Annotated in this window: 21 protein-coding genes; 17 read left to right on the top strand and 4 right to left on the bottom strand. The window is 44.5% G+C overall.

Annotated elements, in window-relative coordinates:
* The first annotated feature begins 124 nt into the window (after nt 1-124).
* From CYJ37_RS08545 to CYJ37_RS08570, 6 genes are all read left to right on the top strand, one after another.
* Entirely contained in the window at nt 125-1138 is a 1014-nt protein-coding gene (locus CYJ37_RS08545) for an SIS domain-containing protein (protein ID WP_101549098.1), read from the top strand.
* 59 nt (nt 1139-1197) lie between these two features.
* Complete coding sequence (gene frlD, locus CYJ37_RS08550; RefSeq protein WP_101549100.1) at nt 1198-1980, top strand: fructoselysine 6-kinase; 783 nt, start codon at nt 1198-1200, stop codon at nt 1978-1980.
* Between the two features lie 62 nt (nt 1981-2042).
* Nucleotides 2043-2771 carry a GntR family transcriptional regulator gene (locus CYJ37_RS08555; RefSeq protein ID WP_101549102.1) on the top strand — a complete coding sequence of 243 codons (729 nt, stop codon included), beginning with the start codon at nt 2043-2045 and terminating at the stop codon, nt 2769-2771.
* 205 nt (nt 2772-2976) lie between these two features.
* Complete coding sequence (locus CYJ37_RS08560) at nt 2977-3861, top strand: ABC transporter ATP-binding protein (protein WP_101549104.1); 885 nt, start codon at nt 2977-2979, stop codon at nt 3859-3861.
* A complete protein-coding gene (locus CYJ37_RS08565; protein ID WP_101549105.1) occupies nt 3858-6392 on the top strand; it encodes an ABC transporter permease subunit in 2535 nt (844 codons plus the stop codon). The genes CYJ37_RS08560 and CYJ37_RS08565 overlap by 4 nt, the downstream gene beginning before the upstream one ends.
* Before the next feature lie 303 nt (nt 6393-6695).
* On the top strand, nt 6696-7904 hold the full coding sequence (locus tag CYJ37_RS08570) for a TraB/GumN family protein (RefSeq protein WP_101549107.1): 1209 nt from the start codon (nt 6696-6698) through the stop codon (nt 7902-7904).
* A gap of 48 nt (nt 7905-7952) precedes the next feature.
* Here CYJ37_RS08570 and CYJ37_RS08575 read toward each other — a convergent pair whose 3' ends face one another.
* Nucleotides 7953-8618, bottom strand: a complete 666-nt coding sequence (locus CYJ37_RS08575) for a hypothetical protein (RefSeq protein WP_101549109.1) — start codon at nt 8616-8618, stop codon at nt 7953-7955.
* A 290-nt stretch (nt 8619-8908) separates the two neighbouring features.
* Nucleotides 8909-9658, bottom strand: coding sequence for a hypothetical protein (locus CYJ37_RS08580; protein WP_257964199.1), 750 nt, complete (start codon nt 9656-9658; stop codon nt 8909-8911).
* 352 nt (nt 9659-10010) lie between these two features.
* Between CYJ37_RS08580 and CYJ37_RS08585 the strand changes: the two genes are divergently transcribed.
* Nucleotides 10011-10670, top strand: coding sequence for a hypothetical protein (locus CYJ37_RS08585; RefSeq protein WP_101549113.1), 660 nt, complete (start codon nt 10011-10013; stop codon nt 10668-10670).
* Nucleotides 10671-10812: 142 nt separating this feature from the next.
* Here the strand turns inward: CYJ37_RS08585 and CYJ37_RS08590 are convergent, their stop codons facing one another.
* Complete coding sequence (locus tag CYJ37_RS08590) at nt 10813-11433, bottom strand: hypothetical protein (RefSeq protein WP_101549114.1); 621 nt, start codon at nt 11431-11433, stop codon at nt 10813-10815.
* Nucleotides 11434-11698: 265 nt separating this feature from the next.
* Between CYJ37_RS08590 and CYJ37_RS08595 the strand changes: the two genes are divergently transcribed.
* The gene (locus CYJ37_RS08595; protein WP_101549116.1) at nt 11699-12358 is read left to right on the top strand and encodes a hypothetical protein; all 660 of its coding nucleotides are present in this window, start codon (nt 11699-11701) and stop codon (nt 12356-12358) included.
* A 56-nt stretch (nt 12359-12414) separates the two neighbouring features.
* Here CYJ37_RS08595 and CYJ37_RS08600 read toward each other — a convergent pair whose 3' ends face one another.
* Nucleotides 12415-13473: an SGNH/GDSL hydrolase family protein gene (locus CYJ37_RS08600; protein WP_257964200.1), complete on the bottom strand. Its 1059-nt coding sequence runs from the start codon at nt 13471-13473 to the stop codon at nt 12415-12417.
* Between the two features lie 343 nt (nt 13474-13816).
* Here CYJ37_RS08600 and CYJ37_RS08605 point away from each other — a divergent pair, with 343 nt between their 5' ends.
* From CYJ37_RS08605 to CYJ37_RS08645, 9 genes are all read left to right on the top strand, one after another.
* On the top strand, nt 13817-16690 hold the full coding sequence (locus CYJ37_RS08605) for a family 10 glycosylhydrolase (protein WP_180827284.1): 2874 nt from the start codon (nt 13817-13819) through the stop codon (nt 16688-16690).
* A 202-nt stretch (nt 16691-16892) separates the two neighbouring features.
* Nucleotides 16893-17573, top strand: coding sequence for a YesL family protein (locus CYJ37_RS08610; protein WP_101549120.1), 681 nt, complete (start codon nt 16893-16895; stop codon nt 17571-17573).
* Nucleotides 17574-17590: 17 nt separating this feature from the next.
* Nucleotides 17591-18313: an N-acetylmannosamine-6-phosphate 2-epimerase gene (locus CYJ37_RS08615; protein ID WP_101549122.1), complete on the top strand. Its 723-nt coding sequence runs from the start codon at nt 17591-17593 to the stop codon at nt 18311-18313.
* A 20-nt stretch (nt 18314-18333) separates the two neighbouring features.
* Complete coding sequence (locus CYJ37_RS08620) at nt 18334-19284, top strand: acetylxylan esterase (RefSeq protein WP_180827285.1); 951 nt, start codon at nt 18334-18336, stop codon at nt 19282-19284.
* 30 nt (nt 19285-19314) lie between these two features.
* On the top strand, nt 19315-20175 hold the full coding sequence (locus CYJ37_RS08625; protein ID WP_101549126.1) for a MurR/RpiR family transcriptional regulator: 861 nt from the start codon (nt 19315-19317) through the stop codon (nt 20173-20175).
* 16 nt (nt 20176-20191) lie between these two features.
* A complete protein-coding gene (locus CYJ37_RS08630; RefSeq protein WP_101549683.1) occupies nt 20192-21766 on the top strand; it encodes an FAD-dependent oxidoreductase in 1575 nt (524 codons plus the stop codon).
* A 33-nt stretch (nt 21767-21799) separates the two neighbouring features.
* A complete protein-coding gene (locus tag CYJ37_RS08635) occupies nt 21800-22765 on the top strand; it encodes an ABC transporter permease (RefSeq protein ID WP_101549127.1) in 966 nt (321 codons plus the stop codon).
* 13 nt (nt 22766-22778) lie between these two features.
* Nucleotides 22779-23654: a carbohydrate ABC transporter permease gene (locus CYJ37_RS08640; RefSeq protein ID WP_101549129.1), complete on the top strand. Its 876-nt coding sequence runs from the start codon at nt 22779-22781 to the stop codon at nt 23652-23654.
* 118 nt (nt 23655-23772) lie between these two features.
* Nucleotides 23773-25251 (top strand): extracellular solute-binding protein, encoded by a 1479-nt coding sequence (locus CYJ37_RS08645; RefSeq protein ID WP_101549131.1) that lies wholly within the window; start codon nt 23773-23775, stop codon nt 25249-25251.
* The last annotated feature ends 16 nt before the right edge of the window (nt 25252-25267 follow it).

Here is a 25267-nt window from a genome sequence, read left to right on the forward strand (position 1 = left end):
AGTGATTGCTGACTCCCTGAAAATTTTCAAAGGAAAAAGATTGAATTATTTGTAATGTTTATTTATAATACAAGACATAACAAATAAAGTCGCGAGCAAGAGACTCATAAGGAGAGTGTTCCCCATGTTGAAGTTTGATGAAGAATTGTTTTTGAAATTAGTAGAAAAAGAGGGCCTTGGCTACAGGGGCAAAATTGAAGAGATTGTTGATGGTATCTGCAAAAAAGGCTACAGCAATATTTACATGATTGGCGCCGGCGGAACAATCGCCATGATGTATCCTTATGAATATATGTTCAAAACACACTCAAGCATTGATGTCCGTGCAGAAATTGCTTCAGAATTCATGGTTACGAATCCTAAGCATTTTACAAAGGATTCTGTCTGCATCTTTACTTCTGTATCAGGCACAACAGAGGAAACGGTGGCCGCAGCAGAATTTTGCAGGGAAAGAGGAGCAACCACGCTGGCTTTGGTCGCTGAAGCGGATACGCCGCTGACAAAAATCGTTGACTATTGCATCACAACTGGATCTGAAAAGCATTCTTTTGATACATTCTTTATGCTTTTATATATGGTATCCTTCCGGTTCATGCATAACAATGAAGAGTTTCCGCAATATGATCAATTCGTGAAAGAAGTATCATTGCTGCCAAGAGCTATTCTCGATGCAGTTCAGTCTTTCGATAAAAAAGCGGAGGAATTTGCTGTAAAGCATAAAGATACGGACTACCATATGATGGTCGGTTCAGGCAATCTTTGGGGCAATACATATTCCTATGCAATGTGCATTCTGGAAGAGATGCAGTGGATCCACGCAAAATCGATCCATGCTGCTGAGTTTTTCCATGGCACGCTTGAATTGGTTGTCGAAGATACAAGTGTCATTTTGCTAAAAGGGGAAGATGAAACCCGTCCGCTTGCCGAGCGTGTTGAGCGTTTCGCTGAGAAGATTACAAAAGAACTTACTGTAATCGATACGAAGGATTTTAAAATGGAAGGAATCAGCGATGAATTCAGGAAGCATTTCGCTGTCAATATCAACTGGGCTGTCCTAAGCCGCATCAGCGTTTACCTTGAGCGGGAGAGAAATCATCCTTTGGAACTCAGACGCTATTATCGCAAAATGGAATATTAGAAAGATCGGGCACTGCTGCGGTAGTGCTCCTTTCTTAAGCTGAAAGGAGTGACAGCACCATGAAGGTCGTTACAGTCGGGGATAACTGCATGGATGTCTATAAGGACAGCGGGAAAGCTTATCCTGGGGGGAATCCGGTAAATGTGGCGGTTTATTTAAAAGCATTGGGAGCGGAACCTGCGTATATTGGCTGGGTCGGCACAGACCAATATGGAGAAGAAATGATCAAAGCCATCCAGGATAAGGGAGTGGATACAGCCCATATTTCTATAAAGGAAGGAAAAACAGCTGTTACAGATGTACATATGGAAGGCAATGACCGGCGGTTTGGTGACTATGATGAGGGTGTTATGAGCGAGTTTGTTTTGACAGGAGTAGAACTTGAATATATTGCTTCTCATCAGCTGGTGCATGCCGGACTATGGGGGCACGCGGAAAATTATTTTCCCCTTTTTAAGAAAAAAGGACTGATGACGTCCTTTGATTTTTCTGATCAGCTGGCCCATAAGCTGGTTCAAAGCCTGCTGCCATATGTTGATTATCCTTTCTTCTCTTATAAGGAAGATGATGCGTTTATCCGCCAGTTTTTAAAAAATGCGGTTGGCAAAGGGGCAAAGATTGCGGTTGCCACTTTGGGTGAAAAAGGCTCGCTTGCTTATGATGGAAAAGATTTTTACGAGTATGGTGTGGTGGCTACTGACGTTGTGGATACGATGGGAGCGGGAGATTCTTTCATAGCCGGGTTTACTTACGGTATTTTGAAAGGCCTTTCAACACAAAGCCGTTTGGAATTGGGCGCGAAGACTGCCGCCAATACAATCAGATATTTTGGTGCCTGGTGACTGGGGAGTTAGATCAATGTATAATAGATCTTAACAATCTATCGAAGGTAAGGATGAGCCAGATGAATTTAAATCCTTCAACGCCTCAGCCGCTGTATATGCAAATCAGGCAAATGCTGAAGAATGACATCCAGAGCGGAAAGTACAAGCCCGATGAACAAATTCCAACAGAAGCAGAGCTTTGTGATATTTATAATGTGAGCCGGATTACGATTCGCAAAGCCATAGAGGAATTAGTGAATGAAGGAACTCTTACACGCGTACCGCGCAGAGGGACGTTTGTAACTTCAAATAAGTTCCATAACGAGCTCTTGTCTGTAAGCGGCTTCTCGGAATTCAGCCACCAGCTAGGCATGATTCCCAACTCGCGGATATTAAGAAGCGAAGTCATATCTGCATCGGAAGAAGTCGCCGGGCACCTTCGCATTGAAGAAGGCAGCCCTGTTCTTGAATTGGAGCGGCTGATGTATGTAAATGACCGCCCTTTATTCTACGACATCGCACACTACTCTCTCATTCGGTTCCCTGATTTGGAAAAGAAAATTGCGAGGCTTGAATCCACCTATCAGATCCTCCTCGAGGATTACAGCACTGAAATTATCAGCAATGACAAAATCATCGATGTGATCGGGGCCACGAAAGATCACGCCAGACTGCTGGAATGTGATATCGGCGCGAATCTATTCAGAATCGTAAAGATTGCTTTTGATTCAAAGGATGAACCAGTCCATCTTTCTACATTTGTATGTGAAACAAATAAAGTTAATTTGACTGTTCATCGGGCGAAATAGACATTCGGGGCCATACTCCTTTTTTGTGGAGTATGGCCCTTTTCCATTTTTCCATTTTTACATTTTATATAGGGCATTAAAATTTTCCCAACCCCTAAATCTGTTACTTTTGTCATGTCCATCCGTCTATTAATATATAATACTACTCAAAACTCCTCAGCGAGTCCCACTCTTTCTTTTTGAATAAAACAGCCAGGAGGAAACGATGATACTTTCTGTTGACGGAATACATAAGACGTATGGAAAAGACAAGGTATTAAAGGGTATAACATTTCAAATCGATGAACCGAAAATTGTGGCGCTTGTCGGACCTAACGGGGCGGGAAAGTCTACGCTGCTGAATATCATTGCCAATCTGCAGCAGGCCGACCAGGGCAAGGTAACCATTTTACATAAAAGCAATCAGGATCATAGTATCTTTAAAGAAATTTCGTTCATGCAGGACAACTCGGTCCTTTACGACTATTTGACTGGATATGACCATCTCCAATTCATCGGCGATATGCAGGGAATTTCTAAGAAAAGATTGCTGTTAACTGCTAAGCGGGTTGGCATGGATGCTTATTTGAATAAGAAGGTCGGAAAGTATTCTCTTGGCATGAAGCAGCACCTTCTTTTGACGATGGCGCTTGTGAACGAGCCGAAGCTTTTGATTCTGGATGAGCCTTTGAATGGACTTGATCCAACGAGCAGCATCCGGGTGAGGAATCTTTTTCTGGAAGAACAGCAGAAGGGCACGTGTATTTTATTATCTTCCCATAACTTATCAGAAATCGATCGGGTCACCTCGCACATCCTGTTCATGAAGGGCGGAGAGCTGATAGAGGAAAATATCGCATTATATGAGAAGGTATTTTACCATGTTCTGGTTGATGATCAGGGAAGGGCAGCAATCGTATTAAAAGAAAACGAGACTAATGTCTCTTATGATGAAGAGAAATTTGTTTTTACCACTGAAGAGTGCCCTCTGCCATCATTTATCAGGCTGATGGAGGAGAATAACATCAGCATCCTGGATGTTGAGAAAAAGGTGCATGGTTCAGAAGAAAGGTACCAGAGGATTTACATGGAAAATGGAGCCGGGCTATGAAGCATATCGTGTTCGAGCTGAAAAAGCTGATCAGGCAGAAGAAGTTTCTATGGCTCTTATTCATTGTTCTGCTCTACACAATGGCGGTCTATTTTTATCATTACCAGCAGTACCCGGAAATGAAAGACCGGGCCTATTTCGCGGTCCAGCAATTGGATGTAGAGGCAAGGGGTGTTCAGACGCAGTTGACGCTCGAGCAAAAGGAAACTCCGGAAAATCCGATGATTGCCGAACAGCTTTCTGAAGTACAAGGGATGCTGAGCAGCATATTCCAGTGGAAGGTGGCTGTTACAGAAGAAAGATGGGGGGACATTCCGAAGCCGGAGGGTGAGTTTATATCGCATTTGCAGGCTTTTTTGGACAGTGGCGGGGTATTCACTGGAATTCCGCAGAGTGAGATCCAGGCAAGGCTTGATAAAAGCCGCTGGCTCCAAAAGTACAATCTGCCTTATGAGGATGAAGAGTATCCTCTTTCGCCTCATCTGATCCTAAAGGAGGGCAGCTCCGTTTTCTTCGGGGTAATCGGGCTTGTGCTTATGGTGCTTTTATTCGGCGGCAGCCTTTCGCAGGAAAAGGAACAGAACACCTGGTCCACGCTGGCCACCCAGCCGATATCCCGCTCGCGGCTGACCGCCGGCAAGTATATGAGCCTGCTGGTGTCAGCGTTATTGTTTGCTGTGATTGTTATTGGAGTCAGCATCCTAATTCCCTTCGTGGTTCACCAGCAGCATTTAAGCCTGCGATATCCAGTGATAGCCGGAGCCGGAGATGCGGATACAATTATTCCTATTTATCAATTCATCCTCCGTGCCATTTTGTTTTTTGTGTGTGCGAATGCCTTTCTGTTCAGCCTCATTTTCTTTTTCAGCAGCTGGACGAATAACACCTTTATGTCTATCATGCTGACTGTTTTCTTCTCGCTGGCAGGCTTTATTTGGACGGATATGCAGGCTGTTTTACAGCGGCCGTTCAACCCTTTTCGCTTGCTGATGGCTGACACCCTGGCCATGACAGTCCCATCTAAGACTGATTTTCTCTATTTTCTTGGTGCTTTACTCTGGAGCTCTGCCCTTTTAATAGTGGCATGCAGATTATTGAAAAAGGAAGGAAAGCAGCGTATTTCCTCTATTCACCGGCCATTTTACAAAGGAAGAACACAGCGGACCAGCAGCACCCTGGCGAATTTCATTCTGTTTGAATGGAGGAAAGAAAGGAGAAAAGGGCTGCTGCTGCAGGTAATGGCCGTTTTGTCGGTGTTTATTGTCCTTGGCTCGGTCATTCTTACTTATGAGAAAAATGAAAGAGCCGAAGCTTATATTGCGGGGCTTGAAGAAGAGGCCAGAGTGATAGAGGAAGAAGCGCTTCCCTATTATGAAGAAGCTGCTGCTTCATTTGAAGGCATTGAAGGGGATCATCAGAATGGAGAGGCCATAAAAGAAGTTATTCAAAAGACCCAAGTGAGGCTGGGGAAATTAAAAACAGCTCTTGATGGCTACCAGCGAAATGAACTCTCCCAACTGCAGGAGTATCATTTGTATGAACTGCAGGCAGCAAACGGTGAGTATGATCTAGGAAACTTTGTACAAAGCCAGATTATGCAGATTGGACAATTTACGGTCGATGTCAGCTTAGCCGAAAAGAAATGGATGATGGAAAAGCAGATAGATCCCATCATAGCCGGGGAGTTCAATCCAACCATCAATACCACTTGGACCCATGAACAGCCGAATCAGACTCAAGAGGAATGGGTGAATCAGAACAAAAAGATTGATAACTCCGGCCTATATTCGCTGTATTATTATTTTGACCACTATTTTTCTTATATTATCGTTGTATTCTTCTTCCTTCTCGGGGGAGGGCTAGCCAGGGAAAGAGGCAAGCGGCCTGCCATTCAATTCATAAGAACGCAGCCTGTAACAGGCAGACAGGTTTTTATCGGAAAGCTGATAGCCGCTTCAAGTTTAAGTCTCTTAAGCTGGACAGTCCTGGTCTTTCTGGTGGTGCTGGCAGGGGCGTTTGCAAATGGATTCGGGGATTGGCTGTATCCGATTGTCCATTATGACAGTGCCTCCGCGGTTGGTTCGGCTTCTTACACCGGCCAAAGCCCGGCAGGATGGAGCACCGGCTTCCATTTGGAAGGCTTGGGGAGAGTGGTACTGGAGAATTATGCGCTGCATAGCCTGGTCCTTGTGTTTTTAATCGTATTGTCTGTGTTTCTTTCTTTACTCATCAAAAATCAGTTCAGTGTGCTGGCAGTGGCAGTGATTGTCTGCATTTCCGGTTATGCCGTAAGCACCAGGATTTTTTCGGCTATTGCGCATATGCTGCCTTTCACTTATCTTAACCCTGCTAAGGTAATCAACGGGGAAATGTCGGTTGAGTTGAATAACCCTGGTATTGCTTTTGCTGATGGATGCTGGGTGATGATGGGGGCGGTGCTTGTTTTGGGGGCAGCTGGGTATGTAGGTTCAGGTTGGGATAGGAGGAAGGGTTTTGTGGCCCGTCCTTTGAAGGTGAGCAAGTCTATTTAAAGAAGCACGGTTATATGGAATTAATAAAGTGGTACGTGAACGCGTATCATTTTTACCTTTCGCAAGAAGGATTCCAAGACTCATTTATTGTATTTCCGCTTTGTTAGGTGTCTTATTTTTAAGGCAATATTCATAGACTGGTCCTAAACTAGCACACATTAATTTAATGATGAATCAAAAAATAAATCTCTTAAAAGTTGTCCCTCTACCTAAATTAAAGTAACATTAAAAATGTTAATAGTTTCCTTTAAATGAATATATAGGAATCTATTGGTGAAAAAGATTAAAGGGGAGATAAGGACGTTGAAAAAGTTGTTTAAAAGTTTAGCGACGCTATTTGCGGTTGTGCTGCTCGTTTCTTCGTTTGCAAATACTTCAGTTTCTGCAGCGGAACAAACCAGGAATTGTGTCCCAAAAAAAATCATGTGGGGAAAAACAGAGCTGAAGAGCGGGCAATTGGGTAAAGTTACAATTTTAAAAGAAACAAAGTTATATTCCTTGAAAGATAATAAGCTTGCGGCGGGAAAAACACTGCCTGCTAAAGGTGAATACAGAGTCTATTCTTTTAAGAAGGCTGCAGGAGCGGAACTTTATGGAGTCGGCGGCGGATCATATGTTAAAAAAGACAGCCTGATTAAGTATGAAACTCCTTCAAAGCGGAAGCTGGCTGAGCTTAAAGCAGCTGCTTGTGTTGAAAATGAGGGCGGCTTCCTGTGGAAGGCAGAGAAAAATGGCAACACCGTTTATATGCTTGGATCCATCCATGTTGGCATTGAAGAATATTACCCATTGAATTCAAAGATCATGAATGCTTTTAATAAATCACAGAACCTGGTTGTAGAAGCAAATATTCTGAATGTAGATCCGTATGAAATTCAGCAGTTCATCATGGAAAAAGGCGTCTATACTGACGGAACGACTATTGAAGATCATATCTCAAAGGAACTGTATACAAAGCTGGGAGCTGCATTGGACGAATATGGAATGGATATTAATAAACTGAAACAATTCAAGCCCTGGTATATGAACATGCTGCTAGAAGGCCTGGTTCCTATGGATCCCAAGTATAATCCGGAATTGGGGATTGATTATCAATTATTATCCAATGCCGGGAAGAAAAAGATCATTGAGCTTGAAGGAATGGACTTCCAGCTTAATATGATGGCAAATTTCTCAGATAAGATGCAAATCAGGCTTATTGAAGACTTCCTGAAAACAGAACGCAGCGGAAATGAAATCGAACCTCTCATCAAAGCATGGCAGTACAGCGATGATGCTGCTATTGAGAAACTGGTATTCGACATCCCTGATAACAGCCCGGAATACAAAGAATATATGACAGAAATGTTCGATAAACGCAATATGGGCATGGCCAATAAAATCGAGCAGTATCTCAAAGCAGGCAATAAACAAACCTATTTTGTCGTTGTAGGTGCAGGGCATTATTTTGGTGACATGAGTGTTATTAAATTGCTGGAGAGAAAAGGTTATAAGATAGAGAAGATTCAATAGAAAAACAGGGTCAGACCCCTACTAAAGTAGGGGTCTGACCCTGTTTTGTTAATTGTTTAAAAGAGCCAGCTTTGCTTTAGAAGGAGTTTCATATTTTATGTTATTTGTTCTCTGGACATATAAACCGCCGCCAAGGTCATAGAGCAGTATTTCCCCAATCCGTTTTGTCCCATAAACCCGATATTCTTCACCAGGCTTTAACATCTTTACTACCCTATACTTCCTGATAGCTGCCGGATCAGCTTTCTCGGCACCAATATCACGTAAAATAGTAACTTTACCAATTTGACCTGGTTTCAGTTCTGTTTTCCCCCACATTACTTTAGCCGATGGATTGCTTGATTCTAAAAGAGCCAGTTTGGCTTTGGACGGGGTTTCGTATTTTATATTGTTTGTCCTTTGGACATACAGCTCTCCGCCTAAATCATAGAACAGCGCCTCTCCTATGCGTTTAACTCCGTACACCCGAAATTCTTCCCCGGGTTTTAACATTTTCACTACATCACGATTAAAACTATGCATTGGATTCTGCGGACCATCCTCCCGGATTGGTTTGAATTTGATAGCACCAATATCCCTCAGAATAGTGACTTTTCCGATTTGCCCTGGTTTCAATTCAGTTTTTCCCCACATCACATCCGCTGAAGCAAAAGTTGACGGGAACAGCAAAATAACCGCGGCAAGAAAAGTAAATAGAGTTTTTTTCAGTTTCATATGTCTGCCTCCTTCTGTTTTATCCAATTAAATGGTAACATACTGTATCCATCTTTAACTATATTTTACATTTTAAGTGCACTGGTATCATATTCCATTTCAGCTTGGTTACTGAGGCAGTATAGCAATTCCTTGCTCTTTTAATTGTTCTTTTCTACCCAGTCTATATCTATAGTCATCGGCAATATATAAAGGAATCTTGCCAATTCAGTTGTCCAAGCAAGACTAGAGCGAAGGAAAAACTCGAGGGTCAGACCCCTACTTTAGTAGGGGTCTGACCCTCCTCCAGTTTAATCAAACGTTTGATTAACACACGCACCAGCCACGGTATCCCTGGCAGATTTACTTATAATTAAGCTTAATTCCAGACGTTGAATCCACTTCTCAGTTTGGCTGATGTTTTTGGAAACCCCATTTATTTCTTCATGATATTCAAGACCTTCTGCAGCTATATATCCTAAATTAAACTGAGCTATTCTATGGATGATCATAGCCCACTCTGCGTCTGTCATCTTTGCCTCAGAATATTGATTGATATAACCTGCAGCTTGCCGTGAAAATGCACAGGATCCCGCGGTTATATCTACTTGTTTTCCAAGTTCCAGTGAGCAGATTCTATTTGTTATTTTTTCGGTTTCTACCCATTCAACAGGATGGGTTTTGAATGCCCGTTCGGTGCGCCCTATGATTGTGTAGTCATGGGCTGATATGTTGGAAATTATGGTTCCTAACTCTTCAGGGTAATATCTGCTCCAGGTCAATATCCTGTCAAAATCACAATAATGATAGTAATCCATTTGTGACGTTAGTCCCCATTCTACTGCTTTGCGCCGGGCATGGGCAGCTCCTCTTTTAGGGATGATTTTTACTTTGAATTGGCTTTCTTCCAAAAGCTTGATCAAATCAGGAGAAGTTTCATTGCTGACTGCAATAAATAAATCCTCATATAGATCTTGAAGCAAGCTCTTGTATTCAATGAAAGATTCACAGTTGTTCCCGGTTGGATCATGGGTCACAGTTAAGAGAGCTGTTTTGTGCATGAGGATCACCTCTGAGTTTTAGATGTGTTGTAATTCGCTAAGGAGACGGCTGAATCCTTTAGTTTTAATTTAAAACCAAGGTGACTGATTCTTAGGTCTGTGCCGTAGTTTCAAGAAGATATCTTGATTTGAAATATTTTTGTAAAAAAAGAAATTTATTTGTCATTTTTATAAACTCATCCTTAGTTTGTATCGTCTAAATTCTGAAATGTACTTGAGGGGAATTTTCTTACTGAAAAGAACAAGCAGTTATTCCTCTGATACTTTTTGGTGCAGCCGGCGCAATTATAAAGTAGCTCCAGGTAGAAACTGATTTTTATTAAGATAAATAAACAATAAGGGGAAATTTAAGATGAAAAAGAAATATCCAGCAATTATTATGATGACAATGTTTTTAGGTACTGCGGGTGCGTTTTACTATGAAGGTTCTCCGGCGAAAGTTAATGCTACGGAAGAAAAATCTGATCTAAAGGCTCAAATTAGTAAAATAGAAGAAACTTTCAAAGAGGAAGTGAAAGTTCCAACCGTTGAACCTGATTTGACATCCAACGAAAACGTTGAGAATGCCGAACCTATAGGGAAAAGTGACTCCAGCCAACAGCCGGCTGGTTCAAAACCTGAAAAGCCTGAATCTAAGCCTGCCTCAGTACAAGATACGTTTAAAATAGAAGACACAACTTATTATCTAATCTCTCCCCAAGAAAAGTTCAATCATGACCAGGAGTTTGCCAAGAAATATGGTGCAAAGTTTTACGGAGTTCCAAACAGTGACATGTTTGTATTTGTCAGAAATGGAGAAGCCATCCTTCAAACGAGCTCTGGACTCGCCGCAGCCCCGCTTAAGTATAGCGATATATTATCTGAATTTCTTGCACCAGGAGGAGAATATGAGAACATTGCTGAAAATGTTTTATTCTCCGCTAAAACTGGAGCTAAAGTAACTGTCGATTTCGGGAACCAAATAGGATATAGCATATGGATAGAAGACGGAGTAGTTGTAGCATCATGGTAAATAGAGCAGAGGGACAGGTTTCTGTCCCTCTTTTATTTTCATGGATAAGGTAACTGTCATCCTCAAAATTAATACGAAATTGAATTAATTTTTCCTAGTTCTGTCGTGTTTATCAAGTCACGAAATTTCAACCCTAATACTGCTAAAACCCAAAGTCTATTTCCAAAGTCCTCATTAATGGGTTTCCAAAGATGTTAATTGTTGCAGCACCTGCCTGGGTACTAGTCTTTTCCTTAGGGGCGTTAGAATATGAGTTATGTATGTTTGCCTTCACCCATTCTCCTGCTTCATTCTCTTCTGTTCCTATAAAAGGAATCTTGGCAATAGGGATGAAATAGTTTTCAGCCATTTTATTGACAGTGTTTTCAACCTCAGACTGGTCTGGATGATCAATATATGCACTGGCGTCAATGTTGGTTTCAATAAGAAGGACCTTCTGGCTGGACCTTTCAAAGTACACATCGACTTGTACGACAAAATTGCTGTTATTCAGGGCCATGGTGCCTGTATGAATATCTGTTGTTTTACCAGCGGTTACCGGGAGGATTTTAAAGCCGTTTTTTTGTAGATGCTCCATTATGTGCTCCGGAGAGATATCGGGAGTATCCTGAATACTCTTTACTGCAGTTTTTTGTACTGCTGGTTTAGCATGGGTACTAGTTTTATTAATTTCAGTTTGTAATAGAGTTTCTTCGTTGATATTTATTCCTATATAAATTGCAGCTGCTACTACAAGCAGCAGAATATATGGATTAAGCTTCAATTTCTACCCCTCACTTTATTGGTAATATTTTACTATATTTTACAATGGAATTATCTAATATGAAAGAGAATCATATTTCTAAAGATTGGTGAATTTATTAGTATTTTGTATTCCATCTTTTTCAATGCATTCTAATCTAGCTTAGTGTTCCTATTACGAGATTAAGAAACATAATTGTAACAATTGAAATTTATTTGTTATTTTGTAAACCTTTCTTAATCTTACATCGTCTAAATCTATGAAATGATCTTGAGGAGGAAAAGAAATGAAAAAGAAATTTCCAGCAATTATTCTTATGACCTTATTTTTAGGCAGTGCCGGTGCATTTTATTATGAAGGATCTCCAGAAAATGCTGTGGCTACAGAAGAAAAACCGGATACAAAAGCCCAAATCGGTGAATTTAAAGAAAGCTTTAAAGAGGAAGTAAAAGTGCAAGCGGCAGAAGTTCAAGAGCCGGTGATTGAAAAAGTGGAGGGGAATGATTCTGAAAAGAAAAACGATCCTGCTCAAAAACAGCCTCCTCTTAAAGCTCAAGAAAAAGAATCCAAGCCGGACGCAGCGTTGGATACAATTAAAATTGGTGACTCCACGTATATGTTAGTAGATCCTGAGGAAAAATTCTTATATGAATTCGAAGTTGCAAAGAAGTACGGTGCAAAATTGTACGGTATCCCAAACAGTGATCTGTTTGCATATATTAAAGATGGAAAAGCCATCGTCCATACGAGTACGGGGATAATGAGCGCCCCTCTGAAATACGCAAATATGGTAGCGGAATTGGTAGGGGAACATAAGGAATATAAAAACTTCCCTGAAAATGTTCTATTCTCAGCTGAAACAGGAGCAAAAGTAAGTGTGGTTCTTGACCATAATCTTGCATATGCAACATGGGTTGAAGACGGAAGGATTATAGCTTCCTGGTAAAACAGGAACAGAGGGACAGATTTACTGTCCCTTTTTGCGTTGTGCGTCAGGTAAACTCACTGCCGGCCGACAGTTTCCGCAATAACCGGCCCCAAATACTCTGCCATTTTTATAAACCCCAGGTCTGTGGGATGGACCCCATCAACAGTAGCTTCATTTGTATATTCTCCGAGCATATTAGTGCCTTCGATGAACGTTATGTTTTGATCGCCTTTTTGCTGAAGTTCCTGAACTAAGTTTTTTTGAAATACTAATCTGGCAATCCGGTCTTCATAAAGCTGCCGGTCCACAGCTTCTGCAGCATAAGGAAATTTAGAGACTAGGATAATCGGGACATAAGGGTGAGTTTCTCTATAGATCCGTATGAATTCTGGCAGGGTCTTTTTATACAGCTCAGTGCTGACACAATTCGGTTCATAGTCTAAAACAAGGCAGGCGGGATTTTCAATCGTACGGATGATCTTTGCCATATTGGGCTCGCCCCTGCCGCTTCCGGAGAATCCAAGGTTGATAAATTCAAGGTTGAGCTTGCGGCTGATAATATTGGTATATGCCATCCCCGGTCTTGAAGCGCATCCTCCCTGCAAAATCGAAGTACCGTATAAAATGATCTTCCGGGCGCTGTCAAAGGTGGCGGGTTCAGATATAACCGCTCCTTCATTGACTCCCACGAGAACTTCCTCTACTCCCTGGTAAAGCGGAAAATTCAATGTAATGGGCAGGAGGTCAGTTCCTTCCCGCTCAAAGAAAGCTAGCTCGTATTCCTGCAGTGTCGGCTCATATCTTGTTATATTAACAAAATGTTTGTGGCCGGCGGGTCCGATGTAACAGTCAAAGCCGCATTGTCCGGTGGCAGGCATATTGCTCATATCCGCCTTCCCCGACAGCTTTACTTTTACAGCGATCGTTTTGGCATTTGTCTGGAACCGTATCTGTCCTCCGGCTGTACAGTCTGCGAGCCTGCTGACAATATCAGGTATTTCCCAGTCAGGCTCGGAGGGGAGCCGCCTGTATTTCTTTTCATCCTGGAACCAGGCAAAGCCGCTAATCACAAATGGTGCCTCTTTCGGATCACGCCAAATCAATTTCTCCGCTTGTTCTTCTGAGCTTTTCAATTGCCTTCACTCCTTTATATGATTCTAAATAACTAGTTTCAGAAATTTCCGACTATTAACTTTACAATAAAAGCGCTTTCATTTATTATGGATTCATCTTCCGAAAATGTAAATAGAAAAGGAGATTTCCTCCATTCCGACTTCACAAGAATTCATCAAGTTTTCCTCTACATACCACTATTTCTTTAAAAAGGCGTTCTAAAAACGCTTTTTCATAATGCTTCAATCCAGCCAAGAGAACTCCATACTTAAAATCTAAAAGGAGGTGTGACAGTACATCTATTCATAAAAACTTTATATCCCTTATGCCATGAGAAAAACTAAAAGAAGGCAGGTAATAAGAATGTGGAAAAAGCGTTTCAGTGTGTTTTCTGTTCTGATTCTATTATTCTCCATGATCCCGGTTTTCTCGGCCTCCGCTGACTATACAGAGGATGATGTGATAGAAGTGGAGGCAGCGCCCGAGGATATTACTATTGATCCTATTGGGAAAATGAAGCAAATCTCATTTATTGATGAGGATTTTGAAGGGAAAGCTGATTTCATCGGCCTTTATACATCTGAGTATGCAAAGGAGATCCTTGTGAAGAGGCTTTGGGTAGCTGTTCAAGTGAACGATAAGAACGAAGTGACAAAAGTGGTCAATCCTTCCGCAGGTGGGGCTGTGCCTGTTTGGGAGCCTGAGCAGACTATTGAAATACCGGCAGGGGGCTATGTACTCCTGGCACAGGATGATTCCTGGGCAACGAAGGATTTTCGGAAGTTCCTGGCCGTTAATTTTACAGAGGGTGATGTGATCAAGCTCCGGAAGAATGGCGAGGTTGTCCCGATTACCGAGTTCATGACCGGAGAAGGGCTGGTGCCTGGCATCGAGGTGGCCAATGAACCGATGTATACTGTAACGGAAGCTTCCACTCTGGTGAAGGGAACAATCCGCAACTTTGAAGAAGGGGAAGATTACAGCCTTATGGTGAATGGGCAGGAGGCAGCTATAGCTTCTGATGGCTCCTTCCAGTATGAGTCCCCATTGTCAGCGAAAACGAATTATATAGATCTCACGATTTCAAAAAATGGCACAGAATATGAGAAGAAATCACTTGTTGTTTTTTATAAAAACTATACTGAAGAAGACAAGGAAGTTTTCCTTTGGGTAGACCAGGCAGCGAATGCCCGGAAGTTTCAGTCATCCGAGAGCATCCGCGATATGCTCGTGATGGCAAAGGATGCTGGTGTGACCAGCATCGTCTTTGATGTTAAGGGAGTTGAAGGTTTTGCCTCATATAAGAAAAATGATCTGACAGGCAGGCCCTATGTGAGTGAAATGACGGCTCCATCAAGGGCGGGTTCCAATCCTGACCTGGATCTGCTTGAAGAATTCATATCTCATGCCCATGATCTCGGCTTGACGGTGCATGCCTCTATGAACGTATTTGCTGAAGGATCTATTGCCTATGATGAGTATGCTGTACTGAATGATCATCCGGAATGGGAAGAGAAGGTATACCGCCATGAGGACGGCGGCCAGATCCTTCCGCTCCGGGAAAGCAAATATGGAAAAAGCGGGGCGCTGGTTGCCTTTGTGAATCCGGCAGACCCAGAAGTGGTTGATTATCAATTAAAGTCCTATGAAGAAGTGATCAAAAATTATGATGTTGATGGAATTGTCCTGGACAGAGGCCGGTATGATAATTTCTTTGCCGATTTCAGTGACATTTCCCGGGCTCAATTTGAAGACTTCCTGGCTGAACGCGGCAAACAGCTGACCAGCTGGCCTGAAGATGTTTTTACTTATGAAGGCTCAACCCGGGTGGATGGACCGCTGATCGATGAGTGGTTCACTTATCGGGCAAGCGTGATCAAAGACTTCACATCTCAGCTGAGAGGGCTTGTGGATAGCTATAATGGCAAGCGTTCCAAGCAGGTGGAGATTTCATCTTATGTAGGTTCCTGGTTTGATTCTTACTACTTGAACGGAGTCAATTGGTCCAGCCCTAATTTTAAGTATGATGAGCGGCTGCAATTTCCTAATGACCAGATTTATACTGATGATTATGCGCAGTTTGGCTATACAGAAGACTTGGACTTCCTTATGATCGGCACATATCAGGATACTGCAGCAGAGGTGAAGAAATATATCACTCTTGGAAATATCCTTATGAATGGCGAGCTGCCTGTCTATGCCGGTATGGCTCTTGCTAATCATCAGGAGCCTGCGCTTCAGCGTGAAGTATTCCAGGCAGGTCTCCAAAATTCTGCCGGGCTGATGATTTTTGACTATTCCCAGGCAAATTTTCCGGTCATTAAAGCATCGATCAATGACGAGGAATATGTGAAGGATTATGAGCTGGGGATAAGCGATCCGCGGGAGGGCTCGGAGCCGATCAAGGGTGATTTCTTCAACGTCAACCGCAATGAAGATAATATTAACGTTTATTCTGATGGGTTCGGCCTAAGCACTGGAACCAATAAATGGGGCGTTGAGGCAGTTGTTGATAGAACAGGGAAGGTTACAAAAATGGTCAATAAAGAGCAGGCCATGAATTGGAGCTGGGGCGTAGCCAATGATAACAACAGCCTGATACCGGAAGGCGGATTTGTCATCTCTGCCGCTGATGCTTCAGGTGTAAGGGAAAGAAGGCAGCTGGTCGCTAATGCCTATAGCATTGGGGATGAAGTAAGAGCAGCCCTTTTGAGCGGCTTCCTTGAGTATGATGGCAAAACTTTTAATAAAGCAATAATCGAAATTAAAGGAAAGGCCGAGGTAATTGGAGCGGGGGCTGCAGCTGTTAAAATTAATGGAGAGGAAGCAGCTGTCCAATCGAACGGTGCTTTTTCTGCAGCTGTTCCGCTTCAGGTGAGCGCTAATCAAGTAACTGTCGAAGTATTTGTGGATGGCATGAAGACGCATCATAAAGTACTGGAGCTGAACCGTGAATCCAGTGAAGATCCTCTTCAGGAAGCCATGCAGCTGATTGAAGAGCAGATTGATGCCGGTATCCGCAACAGCCTGCTTGCACAGCTGAGAAATGCAGAAAGGCATTTTGAAAGGATGGAGGAGTTCCGGGAAAGAGGAGATGAAAAGAAAGCTCTGCAGGAAGAAAAGAATGGCAAGAAGTCCGTTCAAAAGGTGATTGACCAGCTGGAGAAGCACAGCGGGAAGCATGTGGACCCTGACACTGCAGCTGAAATCATCGGTTTGCTTGAATTCTTATTATAAAAATTAGAAGACAAACATTCTGCTGGAAAGAGTGTTTGTCTTTCTTTTTAATTTTCTGAATTTATAAAATAAAGTCTTTACAATAAATGGGTTGGGCTTTATGATGGAGGTATATTCCAATAAATGATTAATTCATTGGAGGATAACTCCACTTTTTCATGGTCCAGCATTTCAATTATTCTATTGTGAGGTGACGTGTGCTTTGACGAATAATCCCCATATGGATGGATTATATAAGTTTTGCCTCATGTTTGTCCGGCTCGCTTATGTCAATCTGCTGTGGATCTTTTTTACCCTCCTTGGTGCCGTATTCCTTGGCTTTTTCCCTTCAACTGCTGCGATGTTTACTATCGTCAGGCAGTGGATCAAGGGTAACAAAGATCTTCCAGTATTCCAGACCTATTGGAATACGTTTAAAAAAGAATTTGTGAAAGCTAATATGATTGGCGCAGCATACTTTGGGGCAGGCATCATCCTGTATATTGATATTCTCTATTTTTCTTCTCCCGCGAATATCGGTCTGCTCATCCTTTACTACTTCTTTTGGGTAACAGCCTTTCTTTATCTGCTTCTTGGCACTTTTCTCTTCCCAGTCTATGTTCACTATCAAGCTAAATGGTGGCAGTATTTTAAAAGCACTTTCATGATTATGCTCATGAATCCGCTGGCCGTTCTGGCCCATCTGGCCATCCTTATGGGCGGGGCAATCATTCTAAGAGCTTTGCCAGGACTCATCCCGCTTTTTGCAGGAAGTGCTATGGCCTATGCATTGACGCTGGTCAGCTTTAAAGCATTCAGTAAAGTGGAAGCGCTTACTGAAAAGAGCGTGTCACAATCTGAAAAAGGGCAGATGGCAAGCGGGCAAATCAAAACCGAAATTTAAAAACAGGACGTGAAAATATGGTGAAACAAGCTTTCATGGAAAAAATTAAAGGGCAGCTGATTGTATCCTGTCAGGCGCTGCCTGAAGAGCCTCTTCACGGGGCAGATATGATGGCAAGAATGGCAGTGGCTGCTAAAGAAGGAGGAGCGGCTGCCATCCGGGCAAATGGAACAGATGATGTGATAGCGATAAGAAAGGCCTGCAATCTTCCAGTCATCGGCCTGATTAAAAGGGATTATTCTGGTTCCCCGGTATATATTACCCCGACAAAAGTTGAACTGGACGCTTTAATCGAAGCAGGAGCAGATGTGATCGCCCTGGATGCAACAAAGCAAAAGCGGCCGAATGGAGAATCTCTTGAGGAATTGATTCTTTACATACGGGAAAGGAGCTCCTGCCTTATCATGGGCGATATCTCCAATTTCGAGGAAGGAATTGCCGCAGGCTGGGCGGGCGTTGATTTAATATCCACAACGCTATCCAGCTATACCCCTTATACCAAAGATCGCAGGATACCCGATCTGCCGCTGATCGAGGAATTGGCAAAGGCGACAGAAATCCCGATTATCGCTGAAGGTAATATTAAGACCCCGATGGAGGCAGCCGAAGCCCTTAAACTGGGGGCCCATGCGGTAGTAGTAGGCACTGCCATTACGAGGCCGCAGGTCATCACAAAACAATTCTATGAAGCGATCAGGGAAACGGCCGAAAGGATGGCTCTTAAAAAACAAGTTAAATAAGAAGCGAAGGAGGTGAGCCCTTGCTGAATCATATAGAAGAACATATCAGGCAGCTGGAAGCATATATCCCTGGCCGGACAAAGCTTGGGGACCATGATGAATTCTGGGATCGGACGCTTCTCGAGACAAGGAGCAGGCCGCTGGGGGATGAAGTGAAGCGGATGGATTATCCGATCAGGCAGGTTGAGGCATATGAAGCCAGCTTTCATGGGTTCGATGAAACTCCTATCCAGGCTTACTATATACTGCCGGCCCAGCATAACGGCAACCTGCCGTGCCTGGTCATTTTTCACGGCTATGGGGGCCATAAAAATTCAGTCTCCCATTATATGAAATGGCTGATCCAGGGCTATGCTGTCCTGGCTGTCGACTGCAGGGGACAGGGAAGGACAGGCGACTATTCCCGCTATAACTCGGATGAAATGGGCACCTGGGCCACAAAAGGGATTCTCGATAAGGAAGAATACTATTATCGGAAGGTATATATGGATGGGGTCAGGGCAATCGACTTTGTAAGCTCCCGGCCGGAGATAGACAGCTCGCGTATCGCTGTGATGGGGGCAAGCCTGGGGGGCGGCATCACGCTCGCTGTTGCAGCTCTTGACGGAAGGCCAAAGCTTGCTGTTGCCGATGTTCCGAATATGTGTGACATAGGCCTGGCCATGAAGCAGAAGTTTGAAGGTTCGCTGACCATAGTCGAACAGTTCCTTCACAGGCATCCAGAGCATATAGAAACCGTTTATCAGACTCTCTCTTATTTCGATAATCTGAATCTCTGCTCGCGCATCACCTGCAGAACAAGGGTCACAGTAGGATTGAAGGATCTGGTCTGCCCGCCGATGCCTATATACGGCGTCTACAACAATATCCAGGCCGAGAAGTCGATTGAGGTATTTCCTTTTTCAGGCCATGATATGGGCATCATCAGCCATATGGATCAGACGCTTTCCTATGTAAATCAATATCTATAACTATACGAACTTTAGAAGGTGAATGTCTTAATGAATAGAATCAGCACGACAATGAATCCTGATGTGATGATCACCAGCATATTTCAATCATTGACAAAATCAGAGCAAAAGGTGGCCGAGGTTGTCAGAAGCCACCTGAAGCAGGCGGTATACTGGTCGGTTTCAGATCTGGCCGAGCACGCCGAAGTTGGAGAGACGACCGTGATCCGTTTCTGCCGGAAGCTTGGCTATCGCGGCTACCAGGATTTCAAGCTTGCTGTTGCCCAGAATGGCACCGAAGCTGCGAGGCAGGAATTTGGCGAAGTGGAAGATACGGACAGTGCCTATGTGCTTGCTCAAAAGGTGACGGCCGAAAACAGTGCTACACTGCAGAATACACTCAGCCTGGTCGATCCGGATGCCATGGAGGAGTCAGCCCGGGAGGTCATTGCCTCCAATAAGGTGTATCTTTTCGGCGTCGGTGCATCCGGTGTGATGGCACAGCAGGCGCAATACAGGTTCATGCGGCTGGGGTTTAATGCAGAATCAGCTTCTGACTCCCACGTGATTGCAATGAATTGTGCCCTTGCCAAAAAAGGGGATGTGGTCATCGGGATTTCTACTTCTGGAAGTACAAAAGATTTGGTCGATGCCATTGAAATCGCCAAAAGAAACGGGGCATTCATCATTTGCATCACCAACCATATGAAATCGCCGATTACCAAATACGGCGATGTCGCCCTTTTGACCTCTGGTGTGGAAGACCCGCTCCATGGCGGTGCTTTCTCTTCTCTTATTTCTCAGATGCATGTGCTCGATATGCTGACCAGATTTATTGAGAGGCAGTATAAGGAACATTCGCTGGCTGCCTTGCAGAAGACGGCCAAAGCCGTTTCCGACAAATTATATTAGGAGGGCCAATGGAATGCTGAAACGAGAATTGTCTGCAGACATTGTCATCATCGGCGCAAGTACAGGCGGATGTGCAGCAGCATTGGCTGCTGCCAAGTCCGGGTGCAAAGTCGTGATGACGGAAGAGACGAAATGGATCGGCGGGCAGCTGACAAACCAGGCGGTCCCCCCGGATGAGCACCGCTGGATTGAAAAATTTGGCTGTACCAGCAGCTACAGAACTTTCCGCAGCCTGGTAAGAAACTATTACAAGTCGCATTTTCCGCTTTCTGAAAAAACCTTGCAGATGCCGCATCTCAACCCGGGAAGCGCCATTGTGAGCCGGATTTCCCACGAGCCCCGTGCAGCGCTGGCTGCCTTGCAGGAAATGCTGGCTCCGTACATACATAGCGGGAAGATCGTGGTCTTAACGGAAACCAAAGCAATAAAAGCAGAGTCGGACGGAGACCAGGTCAAGGCTGTGGAGGCAGAGCATCTGTTAAGCGGGCAAAGCTATATACTGACTGCTCCCTACTTTTTGGATGCAACGGATTGCGGGGATCTGCTGCCGCTTGCCGGGGTGGAATACGTGACAGGGGCGGAATCGCAGAAAGATACTGGAGAACCTCATGCCCGGCCAGGGGAATCAGATCCGCTGGATATGCAGGCCATCACCCATTGCTTTGCCGTTGACTATCTGGAAGGAGAAGACTTTACCATCCAGAAACCCGAAACATACAGCTTCTGGCGGGATTACAAAGCTTCTTTCTGGCCGAACAGGCAGCTGGACTGGACGGCTGTCAGCCCTGTAACACTAGAACCGATTACTTATGGCTTCTTTAAGGAAGAAGGTAAATTCTCTTTATGGGAATATCGGAGATTGATAGATAAAAGCAATTTCCAGAAGGGTACCTATGAGGGCGACATTTCTCTCATCAACTGGCCGCAGAACGATTACTGGCTTGGCCCGGTAATCGAAGTGGATGAAGAGGAGAGAAAGAAGCATCTCGAAGGAGCCAGGCAGCTGAGTTTATCGCTACTTTACTGGATGCAGACAGAAGCGCCGAGGCCTGATGGCGGCCAGGGGTATAAAGGGCTGCGGCTTCGCCCGGATGTGACCGGCACTGACGATGGCCTTGCCATGTATCCCTATATCAGGGAATCAAGGAGAATTAAAGCAGAATTCACCGTTTTGGAGCAGCATATCAGCACGGCTGTCCGCGGAGAAGCGGGCGCTGAAGTTTTCCCTGATTCTGTCGGAATCGGCTGCTATCGGATTGATCTTCATCCGAGTACAGGCCTGTCAACTTTCATCGATATCTCCAGCCTGCCGTTTCAGATTCCGCTGGGCAGCCTGATCCCAGTAAGGGTCGATAATCTGCTGCCGGCGTCCAAGAACCTTGGCGTGACGCATATCACAAACGGATGCTACCGTCTTCATCCGGTCGAATGGAATATTGGCGAGGCGAGCGGCTACTTGGCAGCATATAGCCTGAAGCGGGGTCTGACCCCCCGTCAAATCCGCAATGATGCGGGCAGGCTGGCTGATTTCCAGAGGTTCCTTGAGGCTGAGGGGATTGAGCTGTCGTGGCCGGCTGTCCATTCTGTTTAAGTGCTGGCAGGTTAGTGAAAGGAGGGGGTTTTTATGATTAAAGGAACACCGATTGAAACACAGGCGGCAAAGTTTGATGCTAAAACAAGGCCAAAGATTAAACGGAAGAATGTTTTCCTGAAATACTGGGATCTTTATCTGCTGATGGTGCCTGGCATATTATTTTTCATTATTTATAAATACGTACCGATGTGGGGCATTGTGATTGCCTTCCAGGACTACAGCATTTTTACCGGTGTCCTTGAAAGCAAATGGGTTGGTTTTAAACACTTTGAGCGGATGTTTGAGGCGGAGGAGTTTTACCGGATTTTCAAAAACACACTGCTTATCAGTCTTTACAAGCTGTTTTGGGGATTCCCGGCCCCTATCATTGTCGCCCTGATGCTGAATGAGCTAAGGAACATGATGTATAAACGGACGATTCAGACGGTCATCTATATGCCGCATTTTCTTTCCTGGGTCATTGTCGGGGGGATCATGATGAATCTTCTCGGGCCATCCACCGGAATTGTGAACAGCTTTGTAGAGTTCCTGGGGTTTGAGCCGATCTACTTCCTTGCAGATGACAGCTGGTTCCGGAGCGTCCTTGTCGCGAGCGACCTGTGGAAGAGTGTAGGGTGGGGAACCATCCTTTACCTGGCTGCCCTCGCTGGCATCGACCCTCAGCTTTATGAGGCGGCAACAGTCGATGGGGCCAATAAGTGGCAGCAGACATGGCATATTACCCTGCCGAGCCTTCTTCCGACCATTGTCATCCTGCTGATCCTGCAGATGGGCAATATCCTGGAGGTCGGTTTCGAACAGGTCTTCATTTTGCTGAATCCGCTTGTATATAACGTTGGAGACGTCTTTGAGACATATGTGTACCGGGTCGGCGTCACCCAGGGACAGTTCAGCTATACGACTGCGGTCGGATTATTTAAATCGGTCATTGCACTCATCCTGGTTGTGGCAGCCAATAAGTTTGCCAAAAAGCTGGGGCAGAATGGCCTTTGGTAAGGGGGTGCCTTAAATGGCAGTTATGCGTACAAAAGGGGAGAAAACATTCTCCGTCATCAATTACCTGCTTTTAGGGGGCTTTGCACTATTATGCCTGTTCCCCTTCCTGCATGTGATTGCCCAGTCTTTAAGCAGCCAGCGTGCCATCGTTTCAGGGGAGGTCGTCTTTTTCCCGATCGAGACTACCTTCCTCGCCTATAAAGAGGTGCTGATGGACCAGCATTTCCTCAGGGCATTTGGGGTCAGTGTGGCACGGACGGTGGTCGGAACGTTTATAAACGTTTTCCTGACCTGCCTGATGGCATATCCATTGTCGAAATCTTACATTAAAGGCCGCGGCGTCATCTTGTTTCTCGTGGTGTTCACGATGCTGTTCAGCGGAGGGATGATCCCTACCTATCTGGTCGTCAGGGAAACAGGATTGCTTAACACGTTCTGGGCATACATCATCCCGACAGCGATCAGCGCGTTCAACCTGATCATCGTCAAGAATTTCTTCCAGAGTGTCCCGGCAGAGCTGGAGGAATCGGCAAAGATGGATGGAGCTTCTAATATTGGCATCCTGTTCAAGATTGTCATTCCATTGTCCATGCCGGTCATTGCAACGATAGGACTGTTCCATGCAGTATTCCATTGGAACTCCTTCTTTGATGCAGTTCTGTACATCAATGACAGAGGGTTATATCCGCTCCAGGTATATCTCCGGGAGCTGATCCAGTTCGATCAGTCAGAAATAAATCTGCGGGACAATTTTGAGCAGCAGCTGCTTGCCAATGAGTCACTGAAGGCAGCCGCACTCATATCCAGTACACTGCCGATTCTGATTGTCTATCCATTCCTTCAGAAGTATTTTGTCAAAGGTGTCATGATTGGTTCTGTAAAGGGCTGATGCTTTTCAGCAAATAAAAGGGGGTGTCCGGGATGATGCCTGTATAGCCTGGACTTATTTTCTGCTTCATACCCGAAAGGTGTTATCTTAATTAAATTTCCAAAGGGGGAAATGTAGAATGAAGGGGTTATTTTCAAAGAAAGCTGGCTTAGGCCTCGCTTTAGCGTCAGTGATGCTGTTCAGTACTGCCTGCTCCGAAGAATCGGGCACCGATGAAAAGGATTCAAAGGAAAATCCGAAGATTGATATTGTTGTGAATAACTATGGTCGGACTTTCCCAAGCGGCATGGATGAAAATAAGAATCCTTACCTCGATTTTATTGAGGAGAATACAGGCATTGATGTATCTGTCCAGGTGCCTCCAGCTGAAGGATATATGGAAAGGCTGAATGTCCTGATGGCGAGTGATGATCTTCCAGACCTCATCTACAGCCCGGATGCAAACTGGTTCGTCAATTATGTAAACCAGCAGGCACTCACACCGCTGACTGATCTTGTTGATAAGCATGGAAAGAATCTGAAGAAGCTGATACCAGAGGAAGCTTGGGATGCTGTGACCGTTGATGGCGAAATATATGCTATTCCCCATATCCTCCAGGAAAAAGGGTCTGAAATCATGTATGTCCGCCAGGATTGGCTTGATGAGCTGGGGCTTAAAAAACCAGAAACCCTTGATGAATATGTGAATGTATTGAGAGAATTCAAAGCGAAAAAAGACAATACTGGCTTGATCATGACCGATACACTCGGACGTATTTCTCCATTCCTTGGGGCATTCGGGATTCAGCGCAGCCAGTGGGTGGAGCGCGACGGGAAACTGGTATATTCCAGCACCACTCCTGAGATGAAGGAAGCGCTGGCGTTCCTGGCAGACATGTATAAAGAAGGTTTACTGGATAAAGAGTTTCCTTCCAACAGCCTCTCTGTCCTGGGTGAAAAAGTGGCCAATGACCGCGCCGGCCTGTTTACAGCAGCATGGTGGGATCCGCGCGGGCCGATCCTGACTAACCAGCAGAATAATCCTGATGCCAAATGGACGTCGCTCGAGTATCCGGTTGGGCCGAATGGAGACTCCGGAACTGCCGGAAGCGCCCTTGTCCGCGGCTATAATGCGGTACCAGTGACAAGTGATAATGCTGAAGCCGTAGTGAAGTATCTGGACTTTATCGTGTCTGACGGTTTCCGCGATATTTTCCTCGGGTTTGAAGATGATGTCTGGAGCATGAAGGACGGAGTGGCATCAACAGATTTTGAAAAACATAATGAACATCTTTACCGCCAAATGTATGTTACTGTAGAGCCGCTTGATCCGGAAACAACGAAGATCCGCCTCGATTCCCTGGGGCTTGAATTCGGATTATATGACAATGTGACCAAGATTGGCGAGCATGCCATGCATACGGAATACCAGGGTCCTCCAACCCGTGCAAGCGGCCAGTACGGCGGCCAGCTGAAGACAATGGAAGATGAAGTATTTTCCAATATCATTGCTGGAAACGAGCCGATCGATGCTTTTGATAAGTTTGTAGAAAGATGGAATAAAGAAGGCGGCCAGGAATGGACCGATGAAGTAAATGAATGGTATAAGAACAAGTAAAAGGCTGACTGTTTTG

Origin of the sequence: Bacillus sp. UMB0728 (genome assembly GCF_002858875.1) — a bacterium.
GTDB lineage: Bacteria > Bacillota > Bacilli > Bacillales > Cytobacillaceae > Bacillus_AB > Bacillus_AB infantis.